The following is an 18661-nucleotide window of genomic DNA, read 5'->3' on the forward strand; positions in this document are numbered from 1 at the left end:
TGGTGGCGTACGTCCGGGAATGGGGTGGGCGCTCCTGGGCTCGGAGTTGTCCGTGCTCTTCCGTCGGCTCCGCACATGGGCAATGTTGATCGCACTCGCTGCCGTGCCCATCTTGATCGCCGTGGCCGTCAAGTTATCGTCGCGGCCCACCGCTCCTGGCCGCGGGCCGCTCTTCCTGGACCGCATCACCCAGAACGGCCTCTTCGTCGCCGTCACGGCGTTGGTAGTGTGTGTCCCTCTGTTCCTGCCGCTTACGGTTGGGGTGGTAGCCGGGGATACCATCGCCGGGGAGGCGAACCTTGGAACCCTGCGGTACCTGCTGATCGCTCCCGCAGGGCGGATACGACTCTTGCTGGTGAAGTATGCCGGGGCCGTCGCTTTCTGTTGCGCCGCTACCGCCACCGTAGCTGCGGCCGGTGCCCTGGCCGGCGTCGTGCTTTTTCCTGTGGGTCCGGTGACTTTGCTGTCCGGGGATACCATCAGCGTTGGCGAGTCGGCGTTGAGATCTTTGCTGATCGCCGCCTACATCACGGTTTCCCTGCTGGGACTCTCAGCTATAGGCCTAATGATCTCAACCTTCACGGACGTGCCGGTGGGCGCCATGGCTGCCACCATTGTGCTCTCCGTGGTGTCCCAGGTGCTGGATAACCTGCCACAGCTCGAGTGGCTGCATCCGTGGCTGTTCAGCCACCACTGGCTTGGTTTCGCAGATCTTCTGCGCCAGCCGATCTCCTGGACATCGTTCGGTGAGAACGCCCTCCTCCAAACCGGGTACATCGCGGTGTGCGGCGCGCTGGCTTACGCAAAATTCTCCAACAAGGACGTCTTGTCATAGCTTTGTCGTAGGCTCTTCACATGGCCAGATTCTTTGATGTGCACCCGGAAGATCCCCAACCACGCGCCATCGGCCAAGTGGTGAACATGCTCCAAGGTGGCGGCCTGATCGCCTACCCTACCGACTCCTGTTATGCGCTTGGCGCACAGATCGGCAACAGGGAAGCCCTGGACCGCATCAGATCCATCAGGCATCTGGATGATAAACACCACTTCACCCTGGTGTGCAAGGACTTTGCACAGATGGGGCAGTTCGTGATGTTGGACAACGACATCTTCAGGAGCATCAAGGCTGTCACCCCCGGCAGCTATACGTTTATCCTCCCCGCCACCCGCGAAGTTCCCAAACGCCTCCTGCACCCCAAGAAGAAGACCGTGGGTGTGCGCATCCCTGATCACCGGGTGGTCCAGGCACTCTTGGCCGAGCTGGGCGAACCACTGCTCTCCAGCACCCTTCTGCTGCCGGACGAGGAAGAACCATTGACCCAGGGCTGGGAGATTAAGGAACGCCTGGACAATCAGGTGGATGGCGTCATTGATGCCGGCGACACCGGCTCGGAACCCACCACCGTGATCGACTTCTCCAGCGGCGTGGCCGAGGTTATCCGCTACGGGACGGGCGATCCCTCGCGCTTCGAATAGAGGTCACTGGATTCCTGTTCGCCGTTCACCGGAGTTGGCCGTTCACCGGAACTGGAAGCGGCATCCCGCATTCAGGGCCACCTGGGCGACGCCGGTCATTTCCAGTGCCAAGGCTGAGGGCTGTGTGGACAACTCCTGGGGTGGGTAGGCCATGAAAATGAACAGTTGGCGGTTGCCGTCCGCGCTGCTCATGGCAATGCTTCCATACCCCGGAACGTCGCCGGCGTGGCCGTAGTAGGAGCCGTTGGTGCAACGGTCATACCAGTGATCCAGGCCAAGGCCATAGTCGTCAAACACCGTCCCCTTCATGGCGATAAGGCCTGCCGGGGATACTAACTGGCCCCTCAGTAGGGCGGCGTAGAACGTGGACATGTCCTCAACGGTGGACACCAGGCCGCCGTTGGCGATCCCGTCTGGGATTCCAATGCCGGTAACGTCCACGGTTTCTCCCTCCAACTGGACGTATCCATGGATGAGGTCACCGGGGATTGCTGCATCAGCATCCAGCAGCTCCGTGGAAAGAAGGTTCAAGGGCGCCAGGACATCCGTGCGGAGCACGCCACTCAGCGGCGCGCCTCTGAGCCGCTCCACCACCTGACCGAGCACGGCGTATGCATCCGGACCTGTCGCAGCCGGAACGTCGCCGGTGTCTCCGAGGAGCTGCCGGATTGTCACCGGACCATCCACAGCGAGGGATCCGGGAAGATACGTCGAAACGGGGACCTCTAATCCGAGCCGGCCCTCCTCCACAAGCTTCATGACTGACAAAGCCACCAGGGTCCGGAACTGCTCGCCCACAGGGAAACGGTGACCCGGCTGGACAGCAGCCCGCCCCTCCCGGCTGAGGACTCCTTGTGCGTGAGTCCACTCTTGCTGGCCGACCCGTGCCTTGATGAGGACAGCTGACGCACCTTCATCCAGCTTCTCCCGCGAGAACAGTTCAAGGGTGGCGCGAAGCTCTTGGAACGCCGGGGTGACTGCGACGCTGTTCGTGGGCGCCGGCGCAGGCTCGAGGGTAGGAACGGAAGGAGAGCCTGACACTGCCGGTTGCGTTGTTGGATTCGGCGTTGTTGGCGTCGGCGTTGACGGGAGTGCTGCAGCGGTGGAGGGCGGGAGCGGACGTGGCTCAGAGCCTTCGGTGCACCCGCCAAGAAACATACAGCCCACAAACAAGCTCAAGAGCAAGCCGCTCGGAAATGGACGGCTCAGGGACGAACTGCTCAGGGACAAGCTACTGAGGGACAAGCTACTGAGGGACAAGCTGCACGCTCGGGCAGTGGCAGGGATACTTATGCCTGGTCGTCTCGGCACACGCTCTCCCGGTGCAATTTTTCCGGCCTACCCTTCCGGCCTACTCTTCCGGCTTGCGTGCCCGGCTTGGCTGTACGCGCATGGGCTCGCCAGGCATCTTGGGGAATTCCGGCGGGAAGGGCATTTCCCCCTGACCGTTTTTGACGTCGCGCTCCCACCACTTCAGTAGAACATCGATGTCACCGGGGTGATCGTGCATGGACGCCCAGGGGTCGCCCACCTTCGCCAGGCGGTCCGGGACCGTCTTAATGGTGTACTTCGCGGGATCGGCATTCTCCAGTTCGTCCCAGGTCAACGGGCAGGACACCTGGGCCGTGGGGACGGCACGTGGGCTGTACGCCCCGGCAATGGTGCGATCCCTGTTGGCCTGGTTGAAGTCCACGAAAATCCTCGTACCGCGCTCCTCTTTCCACCAGGCAGTGGTGACCTTCTCCGGCATGCGGCGCTCCAACTCACGTCCAGCAGCGATCACGGCATGGCGGACATCCAGGAATTCATGCTTCGGATGGATGGGCGCGTACACGTGCAGACCACGGTTTCCGGAGGTCTTGATGAAAGCCGTCAGTCCGGCTTCTTCCAGAACGGTGCGTAGTTCCAGAGCCGCCGGGATAGCGTCGTCGAAGTCCGTGCCGGGTTGGGGATCCAGATCGATCCTGAGCTGATCCGGATTGTCAGGATCGTTGGCCCGGGACGCCCAGGGGTGGAACACCACAGTATTCATTTGCGCGGCCCACACTGCAGCCGCCGGCTCGTCGATCACCAACTGGGGATGCGAACGCGCGCTGGGGTACGTCACCGTCACGGAACGGACATACTCCGGGGCACCCTTGGGGGGATTCTTGGAAAAGAACATATCGCCCTCGATGTTGCCCGAGTAACGCTGGAGGCTGATGGGCCGGTTCCCGTTAGCCAAGACGAAAGCCTCGCCGACGTCGATGAGGTATGTGGCAAGGTCCAGTTTGGTCAGACCGGCCTCAGGCCACATCACCCTGCTTGGACTGGAGATCCTGACCTCGCGCGGGCCCTCGGGACCAGGGACAGTAACGGTGGTTGCTTCGCTCGCCATGGCCACAAGCTACCCCGTTTGTGCCCTGCGCGTCTGCACCTGAGTGCGTTTTGTCGGGATGGGACATGATGGTTGCATGCCAAATACTGAAACATCCTTGAGCGTCGCTGTGGGAGAAACCGAAGTCTCTGCCCTTCACATCCGGCCCACGCAGGCGTTCGCCACCCTGGTAGTGGCGCACGGCGCGGGAGCAGGAATGGAACATCCGTTCCTGCAGGGTTTCGCTGAGGCGATGGGCGAGGAAGGGGTGGCGACGTTGCGCTTCAACTTTCCCTACCGTGAGGCCGGCCGGCGTTTTCCGGATCGCCCTCCTCTAGCCATCGCTACATGGCGGGCTGTGATGGACAAAGCGGCTGAGCTCGGCCAAGGACAGCCCCTCTGGGCGGCCGGTAAATCGTTCGGTGGACGCATGGCATCCATGGCTGTGGCTGACGGGATGCCCGCAGGGGGTCTGGTGTACCTCGGCTACCCTCTCCACGCCCCCGGAAAGCCTGAAAAGCTTAGGGACGAACACCTCTACGGCGTCACGGTGCCGATGCTTTTCCTCCAAGGCACCCGCGATACGTTCGCGACGCCGGAACTACTGGAGCAGGTAGTAGAAAAAATCGGCCCGACGGCGACACTTCAGTGGGTCGACGGCGGCGACCATTCGTTTGCGGTCAAGGGTATGAAGCGTGGCGCGGCCGAGGTGGGGGCGTCCTTGGCGCCGGCAGTTGCTGCCTTCCTGCGGACAAACGCTTAAACCTGCTTCGGAAGGGGCTCGTGGCGAAGGAAGGACCGGCGGAAACGCCCCGTTCCTGCTGTGAGGGCGCGGAGTTCAATGGCGTATCGCAGGAGCTCCTGGTCCGGGACCTCGGCGCTGATTTCGGTTCCCTCTCCGTCTGCGGCGGTGGTGCCGGTGACCCTGCCCCGGCGTCCGGACAGATCACTCATCACCGCACCCACGTAGTCATCCGGAACGCTGATGACAACGGAGGATACGGGTTCCAGCAACTGGATTTTGGCAGCTGCCGCAGCTTCCCGTAGCGCCAGCGCACCGGCAGCCTGGAAAGCTGCGTCGGACGAGTCAACGCTGTGCGTTTTTCCGCCCACCAGCGTCACCTTGATGTCCACCACGGGGAATCCCGCTGACACACCCTTAAGCATTTGCGAGCGGACGCCCTTTTCCACTGACGCGACAAACGTAGCGGGGATTGCACCGCCAACGATTTTGTCAGCGAATTCAAAGCCCCCGCCGCGGGCCAGGGGCTCCACCTCGATGTCGCAAATGGCGAACTGCCCGTGGCCACCTGATTGCTTTACATGCCGCCCGTGTCCGGCGGCCTTGCTGGCAAAGGTTTCCCTGAGTGGAGTGATCACGTCCACGGTCTGGAGTTTAACGCCTTGACCACGCAGCCTGTCCAGGACCACCTCTGCGTGGGCCTCCCCCATGCACCACAGGATCAGCTGGTGCGTGTCCTGGTTGCGTTCCAATCGCAGCGTCGGATCGGCGGCCGCCACCTTCCCGATGCTTTTGGCAAGCGCGTCCTCATCACTGCGTGAGGCCCCTTCAATAGCTACAGGCATCAAAGGCTCGGGCATGTTCCAGGTCTCGATTAGCAGCGGTGCCTCACGGCTGGAGACAGTGTCCCCTGTTTCGGCGCTGGCCAGCTTGCTGATGGCGCAGATGTCGCCGGCAATGCACTGTGGAACCGCGTTGAGGCTCGAACCCACAGGCGAGTAGAGATGGGTGATGCGTTCGTCGGCGTCGTGGTCCTCATGGCCCCTGTCTGCCAGGCCCCGTCCGCCGATGTGGATTGACGAATCCTCCCTCAGAGTCCCCGAAAAGACCCTGACCAAACACACCCGGCCGAGGAACGGATCTACTGTGGTCCTTACTACTTCAGCGGCGAGGCGCCCGGCGGGGTTGCATTCCAGAGGCTTCAACGAAGAACCGTCGAGTTTCATCACCGCGGGGGTGATGCGCTCCAAGGGCGATGGCAAAGCATCGGTCAACAGGGCCATGAGTTCCGGGAGGCCAAGACCGGTTTCGGCCGACGTCGGCATGACGGGAAAGAAACTGCCCCGCGCGACAGCCGTTTCAAGGTCGGCGATCAGGTCCACGAGCGGCAGTTCTTCGCCGCCAAGGTACCGGTCCATGAGGGTTTCGTCTTCGCTCTCAGCGATGATTCCTTCGATCAAAGGTCCCCTGGCTGCTTCCACGTTCGCGGTGGGCATCAGATCCTGGCCCCCAGTGCCGTGAAGAGTGCCGTGGAGGACTCCGATGAGTCCGGCGTCGCCCGCAGTCGGGAGATACAGCGGGAGGACCGACTCACCGAACGCTTCCTGGCAACGCACGACGGCGGCACTGAAGTCGGCGCGCGGATGGTCCAGTTTGCTGACTACCACCGCACGCGGCATCCGGATCTTCTCGCACTCGCCCCACAACGCCACAGTGGCACCGTCAATGCCATCAACAGCCGAAACAACAAAAAGGGCCGCGTCGGCGGCCCTCAAACCTGCGCGAAGTTCGCCGGTGAAGTCGGTGTAGCCGGGTGTGTCGACCAGATTGACCTTGATGTCGTCGACCATAATCGGGGCTACGGATAACGTGACTGACCGTTGCTGATGAATCGCTGAGGGGTCGGAGTCACTGACGGTGGTTCCTTCGCTGATGGAGCCCATCCTGGTGATGGCTCCAGTTGCCGCCAGCAACGCCTCCACCAGTGTCGTCTTGCCCGCACCCGAATGCCCCACAAGGGCCACGTTCCGGACTTTCGCTGGATCACTCGCCGCCAAGACAGTGCCGTTGTCGCCTCGCCTGGTATCCGGGGTGCCGGCTCCGGGACCCTTGGTTGTTTCGCGCGTGCCCTTCGCGGACATGGGCACCTCCTGGTGTTGAATCCCGGCACGGAGTCCGAACACCTCCAGTTCGAACCTTATAGAGGATTGGACACCCTAAGCGCCCACAGGGCAAGGCCTGCCAGCAACCAAAGCCGAACAACCGCCGTCGGGCTTCCCACTACGGTCAACCACCGGCTAAACGGTGAGCATCCCCCACAGCAACCAGGCGGACGCGAGGGAGCATCCGGTGATCACCACCGTGAACCCGGTCAACCAGACGAACGCCGGGACTCCAGTGGTGCGGCCCAGGATGAAGGCGTCCGATGCCGCCAGTCGGTCGCGGCGACGGGTGTGCACACCGGCAAGTTTGAACAGGTCCCTGACGCCGCCTACGGAAAGGGCAATTCCGAGAGCCAGGACAACGTAGTTGACGGTTGTGGGTGTGGCGAACAGGATCATGAGTTGGGCAATCGCGGCGCTCAACACCGCTACGAGGATCCCGGTGAGGTTCCTCAGGAATATCAGCGAGACCAGCAGGATCAAGGCCCCTATGGACATGGCGGCTCCGGAGCGGCCGGCGGCGAAGGCGGCAATCAAGCACAAACCAACCACGGCGGGTGCAGGGTAGCCCCAGAATCCGGACCACGCTGCCCCGAAAGGGCTCCGGCCGCTGCTGACAAGGCGGCCCGAATGGTCCAGTCCGATCCGGAGCCCATGGACAAAGCGGCCCGTCATGAGCGCGGCGTAGGCATGGCCCAGCTCGTGGACAAAGGTGACGTAGAGTCCGAACCAGCGCCAGGTGACGCGCGGGATGCTCAAAACGACGGCGCACGCGAGTATGACCAGCAGGGCTGGCAAGGGCACCGCTGTGGTGTGGGTGTCGGTGAAGCCGCGGACCACGGCGTCCCACCAGGTTTGAAGGAGGTTCACTCACAGCACCGTCGACTGAAGACGGGAATGCAGTCCGGCGATGAGGATCTCCAGGCCGAACTCGAAGGCGGCCTCGCCTCGCTCGTCCGCAGGTCCGGCTTGGGCCAAGGCATTGGTGAGGGCGGGGTACCCCTGTGCGGGTGGTGCCCAGACGACGTCCGGTGCCGCCAAGTCCAAAGCGAAGCCCAGGGCGAAGCTGTCAATGGTGGAAATTGCGGACATCACGTCCCGGCCCCGGAACCCTGCGGCTTCGAGGGCCACAGCCAGGTTCTCGTAGAGGGCCATGACCTGGGCATCTTGCACCGTCTGGAGTACCAGCAGCGGCGCGAGTTTTGGATGGCGGGCGAAGGCATCACGATAGCTCCGGACGATGGCGCGAAGCGAAGCCTCCCAATCATGCTCATCCTCCAGGACGTACGGGCTTTCCGCGATGATCCGGCCCCGCATGAGCTCAAGGATCTCCTCCCGGCCGCTGACGTGGTTGTAGATGGAGGACTGGCTGACCCCGATCCGTTTGGCCAGTTTCGGCAGGCTGAAGTCCCCTGCCTCATCCACCAGCTCCAAGGCAGCGGTGACGAGGGCGTCGATGGATATCAGCGGGACCAGCGGGCGTGCCATACGTGTGTCTCCATTCAAGGTTGTTGTTACGACTCTAGCCAGAACTTTGCGTCGAAGTATTGTGCCGCCGGTCACAAGGACCTACCATAAACGAAAGCCTTTCGCTTTATGTCTGGCTCACCTTTGAATCTTCCCTCCCCAAACACCTAGAGGATCCCCATGTCCGACCTCGAAACCCGACCTCCGGCAGCAGATGCCGGCAACGGGCTCAAAAGAAATGCCATAGGCACCGGCGGTATTGCCTTCCTGGTGATCTCCGCAGCGGCTCCCCTGACAGTGATGGCCGGCGTTGCCCCTCTCGCCATTGGCGTCGGGGGCATAGGCGCCCCCATGGGCTACATCATTGCCGGAGCAGTCCTGCTGGTTTTCGCGATCTCCTTCATGGCCATGACCAAGCACGTCAAAGCAGCCGGTGGTTTCTACACCTACATCACCTTGGCCATGGGCAAGACGGTAGGGCTGGCCTCAGCCATCCTGGCGATCGTTTCCTACAACTGCCTACAAATCGGCGTGTACGGATTGTTCGCCGTCCAAACCCAAGGCATGCTTCGCGCCCTCTTCGGCCTGGATGTTCCCTGGCCCGTAGTTGCACTGGCGGCCATCGCGGCGGTCTGGTTCCTCGGCTACCGCGGGATCGACGTCGGCGCCAAGGTACTCGGCGTCCTGCTCATCGCCGAAACCGCGATCCTGGCCATCATGGGCTTCGGAATCCTGGCACGCGGCGGCGCCCAAGGCATCAGCTTCTCCTCCTTCTCCCCTGAATACGCCTTCACTCCAGGTGTTCTTGCCATCCTGGCCATCTGCTTTGCTGCCTTCATGGGCTTCGAGTCCACCGTGCTGTACCGGCGCGAGGCCCGGAATCCGGACAAGTCCGTACCCAGGGCAACCTACATCGCGGTGGGTTTTATGTCCGTGTTCTACGCCTTCATTGTGTGGACCGTTATCCAGGCCTACGGCGATGGAAACGTGGTTGTTGCTGCCGGCGAGCTAGCCGACGGCATGTTCTTTGCCACCATCAACCAGTACGTGGGCCCTTGGGCCGAAGTAGTGATGTATGTGCTGATTGTGACCAGCGTTTATGCCTCCCAGCTTGCGTTCCACAACGCCATCAACCGCTACGTGTACATGCTCGCCAATGACGGCGTGCTCCCCGCGTTCCTCGGCAGGACCCACCCCAAGTACAAGTCCCCGCACCGTGCCGGTCAGATGCAGACCATCCTGGCCGCCGTTGTCATTATCGTCTGCGCCATCGCCGGTGCCGACCCCTACAAGCAACTGCTGATCTGGGTCAACACGCCGGGTATCTTCGGGATTGTGGCTCTGCAGGGACTGGTCGCTGTAGCAGCGATCATCTACCTTCGGCGCAACCCGGCCGCAGCCACCAACCGCATACTCATTCCTTTGAGCGTGGCCTCGGCCGTCCTACTGTTCGGTGTTGTGGCGTTGATAGCCATCAACATCGAGCTCCTCACCTTCGCCGACGCCCTGACCAACACCATCCTGCTGATGGTCGCCCCCGCTGTTTTCCTTGCAGGCCTGCTGATTGCCCGCAGACTGCGCACCACCCGCCCCCACGTCTTCGCCCGGATCGGAAGCTTCGAAACCCATGACTCCTGACCTCATCATCCTTGCCGACACCATTCACACCATGGACGAGCTACACCCTGGCCAGCCAGTCCAGGCCGTTGCCATCAGCGACGGGTTGATTGCCGCCGTCGGTAGTCGCCAGGATGCCGGCCAGTGGCAGCAAACGGACACCCAAGTGGTGGACCTTGGCAACGCGACACTCACGCCGGGATTGGTGGATTGCCATATTCACCCGGTGTTCGGCTTGGACCTGACGGTAGGCGCTGACCTCAACGGTGCCGCGACCCTAAAAGACGTCCTCACCGTATTGCGGGCAGAAGCAGGACACGACGGCGGCTGGTTGCGTGGATGGGGACTGAACCCGAACGCTTTCGGCTCAGTACAGCTGCACCGAAGTGTGCTGGACAGGGTTTCAGGCGAGCAGCCCGCGTTCATCCGCTTGTTCGACGGACATTCAGCGCTGGCAAACAGCCGAGCCCTGGAACTGGCCGGAATCCATGGCAGCTATGACTTCGACCAGGCCTCTGAGGTGGTCTGCGACGCAGACGGTGTGCCCACCGGATTATTGCTCGAAGCCGCTGCGATGGAGTTGGTCCAGCGCCATATCCCGCAAGAGTCCTTCGCCCAGCGCAAAGCGCGGCTAGGCGAGCTCTTGAGAGACTTCGCCCGTTCGGGGCTGACCGGCGGTCACATCATGGACCACAGCGAGGAATCCGCCGCACTCTTCCAGGCCTTGGAGGCCGAAGGCGAGCTTCCTTTGCGGCTCCGGTCCGCGCCCTGGTGCATGCCCGGCAGCGGCGAAGCAACTTGGAAGGAACTGGCCCGCAGTATCGGTACAGGCGGACGCCGCTGGTCCGTTGAAGCCATAAAACTGTTCGTCGATGGCACCGTGGACAACGGAACGGCCTGGCTCTACGAACCTGATGTTCATGGACAATCCACAGCGCCGTTCTGGCCGCGTCCCGAAGAATACTCCGCGGCCGTCCGCTATTTTGCCTCCCGGGGCATCCCGACTGCGACGCACGCAATCGGAGACGCCGGGGTTGATCACGTGTTGGAGGCCCTCGAATCCCTGTGCCATGTGGTCCCTGGCGATGTTCTGCGCAGAACTGTTCACAGGATTGAGCACATAGAAACCGTGCCGGATGAGCTGGTGGAGCGTTTCCGTGGCGCAGGAGTAGTGGCGAGCATGCAGCCGACCCATTGCACCCATTACTCCATGGCCGATCACAGCGACAACTGGTCAACCCGCCTTGGCACTGAGCGGGCGGGCAGGGCCTGGCGCTGCAGGGATCTTCGCGATGTGGGTGTGACGCTGGGCATCGGCTCTGACTGGCCGATCGCACCCTTCGAGCCGCTTCCGATCATCGCGGACGCCCAACTGCGCCGGCGATCGGGACATCCGGACCAGCAACCCATCGCACCATCCCAAGCCCTCACCGCGCTTCAGGCGTTGGAAGGATACACCTCCCACGCGGCCAAAGCTGCCGGGCTCTGGGATGTATCGGGCTCGATCACGGTAGGCAAGCGGGCAGACTTCACGGCGTTCGAACTCGATCCGCTGACCACGGCTCCGGATGAATTTGCGGCAAGCAGCGTTCTGGGAACGTTCGTGGACGGCGAGATTCAGTTCATGCTGGAGCGGCTCGCTTAGCGTTTCCTGGAGCGTGCTCCGGAGGCCCCGACGGAGGCTCCCGGAGCACGCGTTGGGCTACATCCTGTTCTTCGTCTTAGCCGTAGCCGGCGCAGTCCACGGGTCTTCGGGCCAGGGATGCCTGGGGTAGCGCCCACGCATCTCGGCCCGAACCTGGGAGTAAGGACCGGACCAGAACGACGCGAGATCGTCCGTGACGGCCAACGGCCTTCCTGCCGGGGATAGCAGGTGAAACAAGACTGGAACCCTGCCATCCACGAGGCGCGGCGTGCTGTCCCAACCGAAACATTCCTGAAGCTTGACCGCCACCACCGGACGGCCGCCGTCGTGATCCGCACCATCGTGATTCGCTCCGCCGCGATGCGTACTGTCCGGAACTTCGGGATAGTCGATCCGGATGCGCGAACCACTTGGCACCATCAGACGCTCCGGCACGAGGTCGTCGAGCCGAGCGGCCTCCGGCCATGGGAGCAGGCGCCTGAGGGGGTCAACAAGGTTTATGGCGCTGACGGGTGTCCCGGTTGCCATCGATTCCATCTCCGGGCCCAGCCACTCATCAAGTGTGGATAGCAGGGCAGCCTCACGGACGTCAGGCCACGGACTCCCGATTTCACGGTGCACCATGGCAAGGCGCCGGCGCAGGGAATCAGCTGCCGTTGACCAGCCGATCATGGACAATCCCGACTTTTCCAACGCTCTGGACACTGCGTGCCGCCCCGATTCCGCGCTGGGGCGAACGGGGGTGGAGGACAACACGATGGCACCCAGACTGCGTTCCAGCCTGGCCATCACCCGGCCTCGATCGAACTTTGCCTGCACTTTCTCCGTAAGAAGGCCCGGCGCAGCTTCTACGGCCAGTTCGGCTGACAATGGCGCGGCAGAACGGACCACGGCGCCGGTTCCGGCGGCATCGCGCCCCTGGGCGCGTGACACCTCGGCCACAGCAAGCCAATCATGCCCGGACAGTGAACTCCCCGAGGGAAGCCCGGCCCGCGTCCCGGACGACAGCAAGTACGTGGTGGACCCATCACCGGGTACGCGCCTGGCTATGCGGTCCGGGAAAGCCAGCGCCACCACAAAGCCGGGTGCTTCCCTTGCCGTGACATCGGCGGCCGGTTGGGGAGACCCGACCCCGGCAGCCCCGTCCCCTGACCGCATTTCCTTCTCTGCCAACGACTGCATCCGCCTGACGTCCTCGGCGAAACGACGGGAGCCGGGGTCTGATCCCGAACGCAGCGCAGTAAGCAGCTTTGTTAGGTCGGCAGCGGGTGCTCTGTGGTCACCTGCCACGAGTGCTACCGTCTCAGCGGCCGTGCGGCGCCCCACCACCGCGGCCCCGTCCAACAAGGCGCGGGCAAGCCGGGGGTCCGCAGGGATGCGGGCCAAAGTCTTACCCATGGCGGTGACCGTTCCGTCCTGTCCTACGGCGCCTAGTTCACGCAGAACCTCCACGGCGTCGGTCATGGCGACGGCAGGCGCCGCGTCCGGGAGCTTCAACCCCGAACCGCCCGGCGCACCCCAGCACGCAAGAATCAGCGCCGCGCCGGTGAGGTCTGCAACAGAGATTTCAGGGGTCTGATGTGCCGGAGCTGCGCCATAGGCCTGTTGGTCGTAGCAGCGAACCACCGTTCCTGGGCCCTGTCGCGCTGCACGGCCGGCCCGCTGATCGGCCGAGGCACGGGAACAGGAAACGGTCACGAGTCCGGACATGCCGCGGCCGGCATCCCGGCGCGGTTCCCGTGAAAGCCCCGAGTCAATGACCAAACGCACGCCGGGCACCGTGAGGGAGGATTCCGCCAAGGATGTAGACACGATGATCCGCGGTGATCCGCCAGGTCCTCGGCCAGATACCGCCCGGTCCTGGGCTTCCGGACCGATCTGGCCATGCAACTCGAGAACTTCCACGCTGTGGGGCAGCTGCATGCGAAGACGGGTGGCGACGTCGGAAACTTCCCGGGCTCCCGGGAGGAAAACCAGGGCGTCCGCCGCGGGATTCCGGCTCAGGGCAGCCGAGTAGGCAGCCGCTGCTGTGTTGGCCACATGATCGAGGAAACTCCGGGACACTCCCCTGGTATCCAGACGATGCTCCCGGGCCGGAACCCACCGGACTTCCATCGGGTACAGGGCCGAAGGGCAGTCGACCACCGGAGCCGGCACACCGCCGTCGGGGTCCCCGCCCGCTCCCAATAGTGCTGCAAAGCGCGGTGCGTCGAGAGTTGCCGACATCGCCACCAGGGTCAGGTCACCGCGCAGCTCCCGGACCTCCGCGAGCATACCCACCAGGAGATCCGTTTCCAGGCCGCGTTCGTGGACTTCGTCCAGGACCACGGCGTGCACGTCCTCAAGTCCGGGGTCAGCCAGAAGCCGCCGCAGGAGAATGCCCGGCGTGACGAATTCCACCACGGTGTCTTTGCTGACCTTGCTTTCACCCCGGACTGTGTAGCCCACTCTGTCACCGAGGCGGCTTCCGTCCAACGAGGCCAGGCGGCGTGCGGCTGAGCGGGCTGCCACACGGCGCGGTTGGGTCACGACAACGCGTGGCTGGCCAGGGTTCTGTTCGGACACGAGATTGGCGAGCAACGGCGGGACCAGGGTGGTTTTACCTGTGCCCGGAGGTGCCTGAACCACGGCGATGCCTCCAACCATTACCGCTCCCCCAAACGCCGCCTTTCGCCCACGGAGAGCGCCGGCGTCGGCCTGGATTGTCAGGGCCGCCGTGAGGTCAGCGAGGGACTTAGCAAAAGCCAGCCCCGTGCCGATGGTGTCCAGTCTGAAAGTCACCAGACCATTGTCCCTGCTGCGGGAACCGGAAAGGCCATGCCCGTCAAGGGGCATGGCCTTTCTCATGGTGCGGCGCCTCTATGGTGCGGCACCTTTATGGTGCAGCGACTCTAGCCGATAGTGGAGGCGTCAATGACAAAGCGGTAGCGGACGTCCGAGGCAAGGACGCGCTCGTAAGCGTCGTTGATCTTGCTGGCCGGGATGACCTCGATCTCTGCGCCGAGGCCGTGCTCCGCGCAGAAGTTCAACATTTCCTGAGTTTCGCGGATACCACCGATTGCGGAACCGGCAAAGCGTCGACGACCCGTGATCAGCGAGAAAACGTTGACGGGCAGGGGTTCGGCCGGTGCGCCAACGTTGACCAACGTGCCGTCGAGAGTCAGCAACTGCAGGTACGCGCTGATGTCGATGGAGGCGCTCACGGTGTTGATGATGAGGTCGAAGGTGCCCGCAAGTTCCTCGAACGTGGAGGGATCGCTGGTGGCGTAGTAGTGGTCGGCGCCGAGCTTCAAGCCGTCTTCCATCTTCTTCAGCGACTGCGACAGCACGGTGACCTCAGCACCCATGGCGTCGGCAATCTTCACTGCCATGTGGCCGAGTCCACCTAGACCCACCACGGCAACCTTCTTGCCGGGGCCGGCACCCCAGTGGTGCAGGGGCGAGTAGGTGGTGATGCCGGCGCACAACAGCGGAGCGGCGACGTCAAGGTCCAAACCTTCCGGAATGGTGACCACGAAGTCTTCATTCACCACGACGTTGCTGGAGTAGCCGCCCTGGGTGATGGTGCCGTCACGGTCAACAGCACCGTAGGTGCCCACATTGCCCTTGAGGCAATACTGTTCCTCTCCGGCCAGGCAGTTCTTGCACTCCTTGCAGGAGTTCACCATGCAGCCGACGCCAACACGGTCACCCACCTTGTGCTTGGTGACGTCCGAGCCGACCTCGGTGACAATTCCGGCGATTTCGTGACCAGGGGCCAGAGGGTACTGCTGCGGGCCCCAGTCACCGCGGACCGTGTGGATGTCAGAGTGGCAGATACCCGCAAACTTGATGTCGATGTGGACGTCGTTGGGGCCGACCTCGCGACGTTCAATGGTGGTCAGGGTCAGGTCGCCCGTGGCCGAGGGGGCAGCGTAAGCGTTAGCGGTAGGCATGTTTCTCCTGCGTGGTTCACTTTGTTGGATATCTCTATCTAACCCTGATTCCCTGAGAGGAAGGAGTCACTGCTGTTAGGGGTAATGACAGGGACTCCCTCAGCGGGCCAAAGGATTTACCGTTGAAGCATGGACAATCGGACCGAGACGCGCGACTTCCTCTCCACCCGGAGGGCGAAGATCGCACCCGAGCAAGCGGGTCTGACCGTCTATGGCGGCAACCGCCGTGTACCGGGCCTACGTCGCGGCGAGGTGGCCATGCTGGCCGGCGTAAGCGTGGAGTACTACACCCGACTTGAGCGGGGAAATCTCGCGGGGGTCTCGGAGAGCGTGCTGGAATCCCTGGCGAACGCACTCCAACTCGACGACGCCGAACGAGCCCACCTCTACGATCTCGCCCGGGCGGCGAGCGACGGCGGCAAGTCCCGCCGTCGACCGGTCCGGAAGCAGGCCATCCGGCCGGGCGTACAACTCACCTTGGATGCGATTAGCGGCTCGCCCGCTTTCATCCGCAACGGTCGCTTGGACCTCTTGGCAACGAACGCCCTCGGCCGGGCTTTGTATGCCGATATTTACGACAGCCCCTCCGGACCACCAAACCATGCACGATTCCTGTTCCTGGACCCTCGCAGCCACGATTTCTACACGGATTGGGAACGTGCCGCCAACGACACCGTGGCAATTATGCGGACCGAAGCCGGCAAGGATCCCTACGACCGCGGCCTCAGCGACCTGGTGGGCGAGCTTTCCACCCGCAGCGAGGAGTTCCGGGTCCGCTGGGCAGCGCACAATGTCCGCCAGCACTACACAGGGAAGAAGCATTTCCGCCACCGGATAGTGGGCGACCTTCACTTGCTCTACGAAGCCCTCGACCTGTCTGCCGACGCCGGCATGACCTTGACGGTTTACAACGCCGAGCCCGGCACCGGCACGGACGACGCTTTGAAATTGCTGGCAAGCTGGGCAGCGACGACTCTCAATGGCACTGATAACTCGGGGCTTGTCCGGGACATTCACTAGAAGTGAATGGATCACTGACAAGAAGTGTGGACATCCGGAGGGATCGAGGCTGATCGTTTACCGACGCCGCATTGACCGCCCTCCTGTAGCCGCGAATAATGGGGGAAGCGCTTTCCAGCTTCGCCCCACCATGGAGACATCAACGTGAATCCTCAGCACGGCCTCAACTATGACTACTCACCGTGGACCTTCTGGAGTTCTGCTTCGGAAGCTGAACGCCAGGCGCAGGACGCCCACCACAAACGTTTGGTTAAACGTGCTGGAGCTAAAATTGGCGAGCGGGCCTTCCTGTCTCCCTTGGCGAACGTGGATCCCGACACGCTCTCCATCGGTGCTGATTCTTTCATCGCGGCCTACGCTTACATCACAGGCGCCATCACCCTGGGCGATGATTGCACCGTCAATGCTTTCAGCGTAGTCAGAGGCAACGTCACCATGGGCGACGGCGTGCGGATCGGTGCCCACACGTCCATCCTCGGTTTCAACCACTCCATGGATGCTTCCGAGCCTGTGTTTAAGCAGCCACTCACGAGTAAGGGCATCACCATAGGGGACGATGTCTGGATCGGTTCGAATGTTGTGGTTCTTGACGGCGTTACTGTGGGCTCGCACGCAGTGCTGGCCGCAGGAGCGGTGGTAACCAAGGATGTGCCGGAATGGTCGATTGTGGGTGGAAACCCTGCGCGCCGGATCAGGGACCGGCGAGAGGCAACAATCCCGGCTACGGCTGTTGAGGCGCCGTCCGACGACGCCTTGATGGCTGAGCTGGCTGCCTTCGCCAACGCTGCACGCGCCGATGCATCAGCCCTTCTTGGGCGGAGTTGGACCTCTGAAGCAGGCGGCGCTTACCGCGACCAGCCAGGTGCTGAGCCGACCGTCAGGGCCCATTGCGACGCGATTGAAATCGCGGACTTGCTGCTGGGTTCTGTCCCTCCGCAACTGTCACGGGACGAACACATGGCGCGGCTCCGGAAGCTCCAAGATCCCGTCACGGGCCTGGTTCCAGAGTTCGGGTCCGACGTCTACGGGGATTCAACAATCACCTTCGGCGCCGGTCCTGCCACCTACCATGTGCTTTCTGTCGGTTATGCCCTGGACCTCATCGGAAGTCGCTTCGAGCATCCGATCCACGCCATAGCTGACATGGATCCGGCCGCGGTAAGGTCTTCCCTGGATACTCTCCCGTGGCGTAACGAAGCATGGGGATCCGGTGCTTGGGTGGACGCATGGGGGACGGCTGCGTATTGGAACCTCGCGCAATCCCATCCCAATGCCACGGGTTCCCTCGAGGCTCTCTTCGGTTGGTTGCTGACTAGGGTCAGTTCCGCCTCGGGAACATGGGTCACCCCAACGGACGACAATCGATTGGAGGTAGTCAACGGTTACTACCGACTGACGCGCGGCACCTTCGCCCAATTCGGCGTACCGATTCCTCACGTTGAGCGGCTGGTAGACACTGTTCTGGAGCACGCCGCGGACCCACGATACTTCTCCCCCGGCCGGCAGAACGCCTGCAACGTCCTGGACGTGGTGCACCCACTGTGGCTGGCGTTCCAGCACACCACGCACCGCCGGGAGGATGCCAGGAATTGGGCACGAACTCAGCTCAGCCAGGCACTTGAACGGTGGGTGCCCGGCGAGGGGATGGCCTTCAGCGCTGAACCCTCAACCGGTGACAGAAACGTCCCCACGCTGCAGGGCACGGAGATGTGGCTGGCAATCATCTGGTACCTGGCCGACCTTCTTGGCTGCGCTGCAGCGCTCGGATATCGGCCCCGGGGCGTCCATCGACCTGAACCTGCCCTTTCGCTGCCGACCCTATAGGCATCTCATCACCATGTTTTCCGCGATCGGCTACCCAACGAGGACCTCTGGTGTGAGCAGTGGTGGGGTTTTCCACATAGCGTCGATTGGGTCTGATGGTGGTGAAGCCTTCGTGACAGGGTTGGGTTATGGAAGGCATTGGGCAGGTCGTGGCGCGGCGGGACGGTTCCCCCGGCGCCAGTGAGGTGCCTGGAATTGGCTCCCCCGTTTCCTCGGACATGCTTTCCCGGCCATCGGTGCGCAAGCCCCCGACGGCGGCAGGACCCGCCGCTGATCCCTCTTGGAACGCTGGGCTGCTTCTTGGATTCGAATCGTTGCATGGGCTTGGGGAACCAGGGCCGGAAGAAGTGCCCCCGTTGTTGCTCAAGCAGCCGTCCGAGCGCGGGGAATCCACCCCGACAGAAGAACCAGTGCTTG

At 62.9% G+C, this 18661-nt stretch carries 15 protein-coding genes; 8 read left to right on the forward strand and 7 right to left on the reverse strand.

All coding sequences use genetic code 11. The annotated features are described in order from the left end of the window. Positions 1-19: 19 nt before the first annotated feature. Together EU811_RS15775 and EU811_RS15780 are read left to right on the forward strand one after the other, a co-directional pair. Positions 20-835 (forward strand): ABC transporter permease, encoded by an 816-nt coding sequence (locus tag EU811_RS15775; RefSeq protein WP_142939295.1) that lies wholly within the window; start codon positions 20-22, stop codon positions 833-835. A 20-nt stretch (positions 836-855) separates the two neighbouring features. After that, a complete protein-coding gene (locus tag EU811_RS15780; RefSeq protein WP_142939283.1) occupies positions 856-1476 on the forward strand; it encodes an L-threonylcarbamoyladenylate synthase in 621 nt (206 codons plus the stop codon). A gap of 42 nt (positions 1477-1518) precedes the next feature. On the opposite strand, the gene EU811_RS15785 is transcribed toward EU811_RS15780, so the two are convergent. After that, on the reverse strand, positions 1519-2517 hold the full coding sequence (locus EU811_RS15785; RefSeq protein ID WP_238703430.1) for a serine hydrolase domain-containing protein: 999 nt from the start codon (positions 2515-2517) through the stop codon (positions 1519-1521). A 310-nt stretch (positions 2518-2827) separates the two neighbouring features. Next, entirely contained in the window at positions 2828-3853 is a 1026-nt protein-coding gene (gene ligD / locus EU811_RS15790; protein WP_142939285.1) for a non-homologous end-joining DNA ligase, read from the reverse strand. Positions 3854-3929: 76 nt separating this feature from the next. On the opposite strand from ligD, the gene EU811_RS15795 reads away from it, so the two are divergent. After that, on the forward strand, positions 3930-4595 hold the full coding sequence (locus EU811_RS15795; RefSeq protein ID WP_142939286.1) for an alpha/beta hydrolase family protein: 666 nt from the start codon (positions 3930-3932) through the stop codon (positions 4593-4595). Here the strand turns inward: EU811_RS15795 and EU811_RS15800 are convergent. From EU811_RS15800 to EU811_RS15810, 3 genes are all read right to left on the reverse strand, one after another. Then, positions 4592-6715 (reverse strand): elongation factor G-like protein EF-G2, encoded by a 2124-nt coding sequence (locus EU811_RS15800; protein WP_142939287.1) that lies wholly within the window; start codon positions 6713-6715, stop codon positions 4592-4594. The genes EU811_RS15795 and EU811_RS15800 overlap by 4 nt on opposite strands. Positions 6716-6871: 156 nt before the next feature. After that, positions 6872-7606 carry a M50 family metallopeptidase gene (locus tag EU811_RS15805; protein WP_142939288.1) on the reverse strand — a complete coding sequence of 245 codons (735 nt, stop codon included), beginning with the start codon at positions 7604-7606 and terminating at the stop codon, positions 6872-6874. Then, positions 7607-8224 carry a TetR/AcrR family transcriptional regulator C-terminal domain-containing protein gene (locus EU811_RS15810; protein ID WP_142939289.1) on the reverse strand — a complete coding sequence of 206 codons (618 nt, stop codon included), beginning with the start codon at positions 8222-8224 and terminating at the stop codon, positions 7607-7609. Between the two features lie 159 nt (positions 8225-8383). Here EU811_RS15810 and EU811_RS15815 point away from each other — a divergent pair, with 159 nt between their 5' ends. Beyond that, positions 8384-9841: an APC family permease gene (locus EU811_RS15815; protein ID WP_142939290.1), complete on the forward strand. Its 1458-nt coding sequence runs from the start codon at positions 8384-8386 to the stop codon at positions 9839-9841. After that, positions 9831-11465 (forward strand): amidohydrolase, encoded by a 1635-nt coding sequence (locus tag EU811_RS15820; RefSeq protein ID WP_142939291.1) that lies wholly within the window; start codon positions 9831-9833, stop codon positions 11463-11465. Before EU811_RS15815 ends, EU811_RS15820 begins: the two co-directional genes overlap by 11 nt. A 57-nt stretch (positions 11466-11522) precedes the next feature. On the opposite strand, the gene hrpB is transcribed toward EU811_RS15820, so the two are convergent. Together hrpB and EU811_RS15830 are read right to left on the reverse strand one after the other, a co-directional pair. Next, the gene (gene hrpB / locus EU811_RS15825) at positions 11523-14246 is read right to left on the reverse strand and encodes an ATP-dependent helicase HrpB (protein WP_238703431.1); all 2724 of its coding nucleotides are present in this window, start codon (positions 14244-14246) and stop codon (positions 11523-11525) included. 110 nt (positions 14247-14356) lie between these two features. Beyond that, positions 14357-15400, reverse strand: a complete 1044-nt coding sequence (locus EU811_RS15830; protein WP_142939292.1) for an NAD(P)-dependent alcohol dehydrogenase — start codon at positions 15398-15400, stop codon at positions 14357-14359. 129 nt (positions 15401-15529) lie between these two features. Between EU811_RS15830 and EU811_RS15835 the strand changes: the two genes are divergently transcribed. The 3 genes from EU811_RS15835 to EU811_RS24265 all read left to right on the forward strand — a co-directional run. Next, positions 15530-16420, forward strand: a complete 891-nt coding sequence (locus EU811_RS15835; protein ID WP_142939293.1) for a helix-turn-helix transcriptional regulator — start codon at positions 15530-15532, stop codon at positions 16418-16420. Between the two features lie 144 nt (positions 16421-16564). Further along, entirely contained in the window at positions 16565-18244 is a 1680-nt protein-coding gene (locus tag EU811_RS15840; protein ID WP_142939294.1) for an acyltransferase, read from the forward strand. Positions 18245-18372: 128 nt separating this feature from the next. Next, positions 18373-18661 (forward strand): hypothetical protein (locus EU811_RS24265; protein ID WP_238703432.1); only part of this gene is annotated, 289 nt, incomplete at its 3' end.

Source organism: Arthrobacter sp. TS-15 (genome assembly GCF_006964045.1).
Lineage (GTDB): Bacteria > Actinomycetota > Actinomycetes > Actinomycetales > Micrococcaceae > Arthrobacter.

What these genes read in the sequence shown, in the direction of transcription:
- EU811_RS15815 (WP_142939290.1), top strand. Translation starts at nt 8,384, where the DNA reads ATGTCCGACCTCGAAACCCGACCTCCGGCAGCAGATGCCGGCAACGGG.
- EU811_RS15800 (WP_142939287.1), bottom strand. Translation starts at nt 6,715, where the DNA reads ATGTCCGCGAAGGGCACGCGCGAAACAACCAAGGGTCCCGGAGCCGGC.
- EU811_RS15835 (WP_142939293.1), top strand. Translation starts at nt 15,530, where the DNA reads ATGGACAATCGGACCGAGACGCGCGACTTCCTCTCCACCCGGAGGGCG.
- ligD (WP_142939285.1), bottom strand. Translation starts at nt 3,853, where the DNA reads ATGGCGAGCGAAGCAACCACCGTTACTGTCCCTGGTCCCGAGGGCCCG.
- EU811_RS15775 (WP_142939295.1), top strand. Translation starts at nt 20, where the DNA reads ATGGGGTGGGCGCTCCTGGGCTCGGAGTTGTCCGTGCTCTTCCGTCGG.
- EU811_RS15830 (WP_142939292.1), bottom strand. Translation starts at nt 15,400, where the DNA reads ATGCCTACCGCTAACGCTTACGCTGCCCCCTCGGCCACGGGCGACCTG.
- EU811_RS15795 (WP_142939286.1), top strand. Translation starts at nt 3,930, where the DNA reads ATGCCAAATACTGAAACATCCTTGAGCGTCGCTGTGGGAGAAACCGAA.
- EU811_RS15780 (WP_142939283.1), top strand. Translation starts at nt 856, where the DNA reads ATGGCCAGATTCTTTGATGTGCACCCGGAAGATCCCCAACCACGCGCC.
- EU811_RS15820 (WP_142939291.1), top strand. Translation starts at nt 9,831, where the DNA reads ATGACTCCTGACCTCATCATCCTTGCCGACACCATTCACACCATGGAC.
- EU811_RS15810 (WP_142939289.1), bottom strand. Translation starts at nt 8,224, where the DNA reads ATGGCACGCCCGCTGGTCCCGCTGATATCCATCGACGCCCTCGTCACC.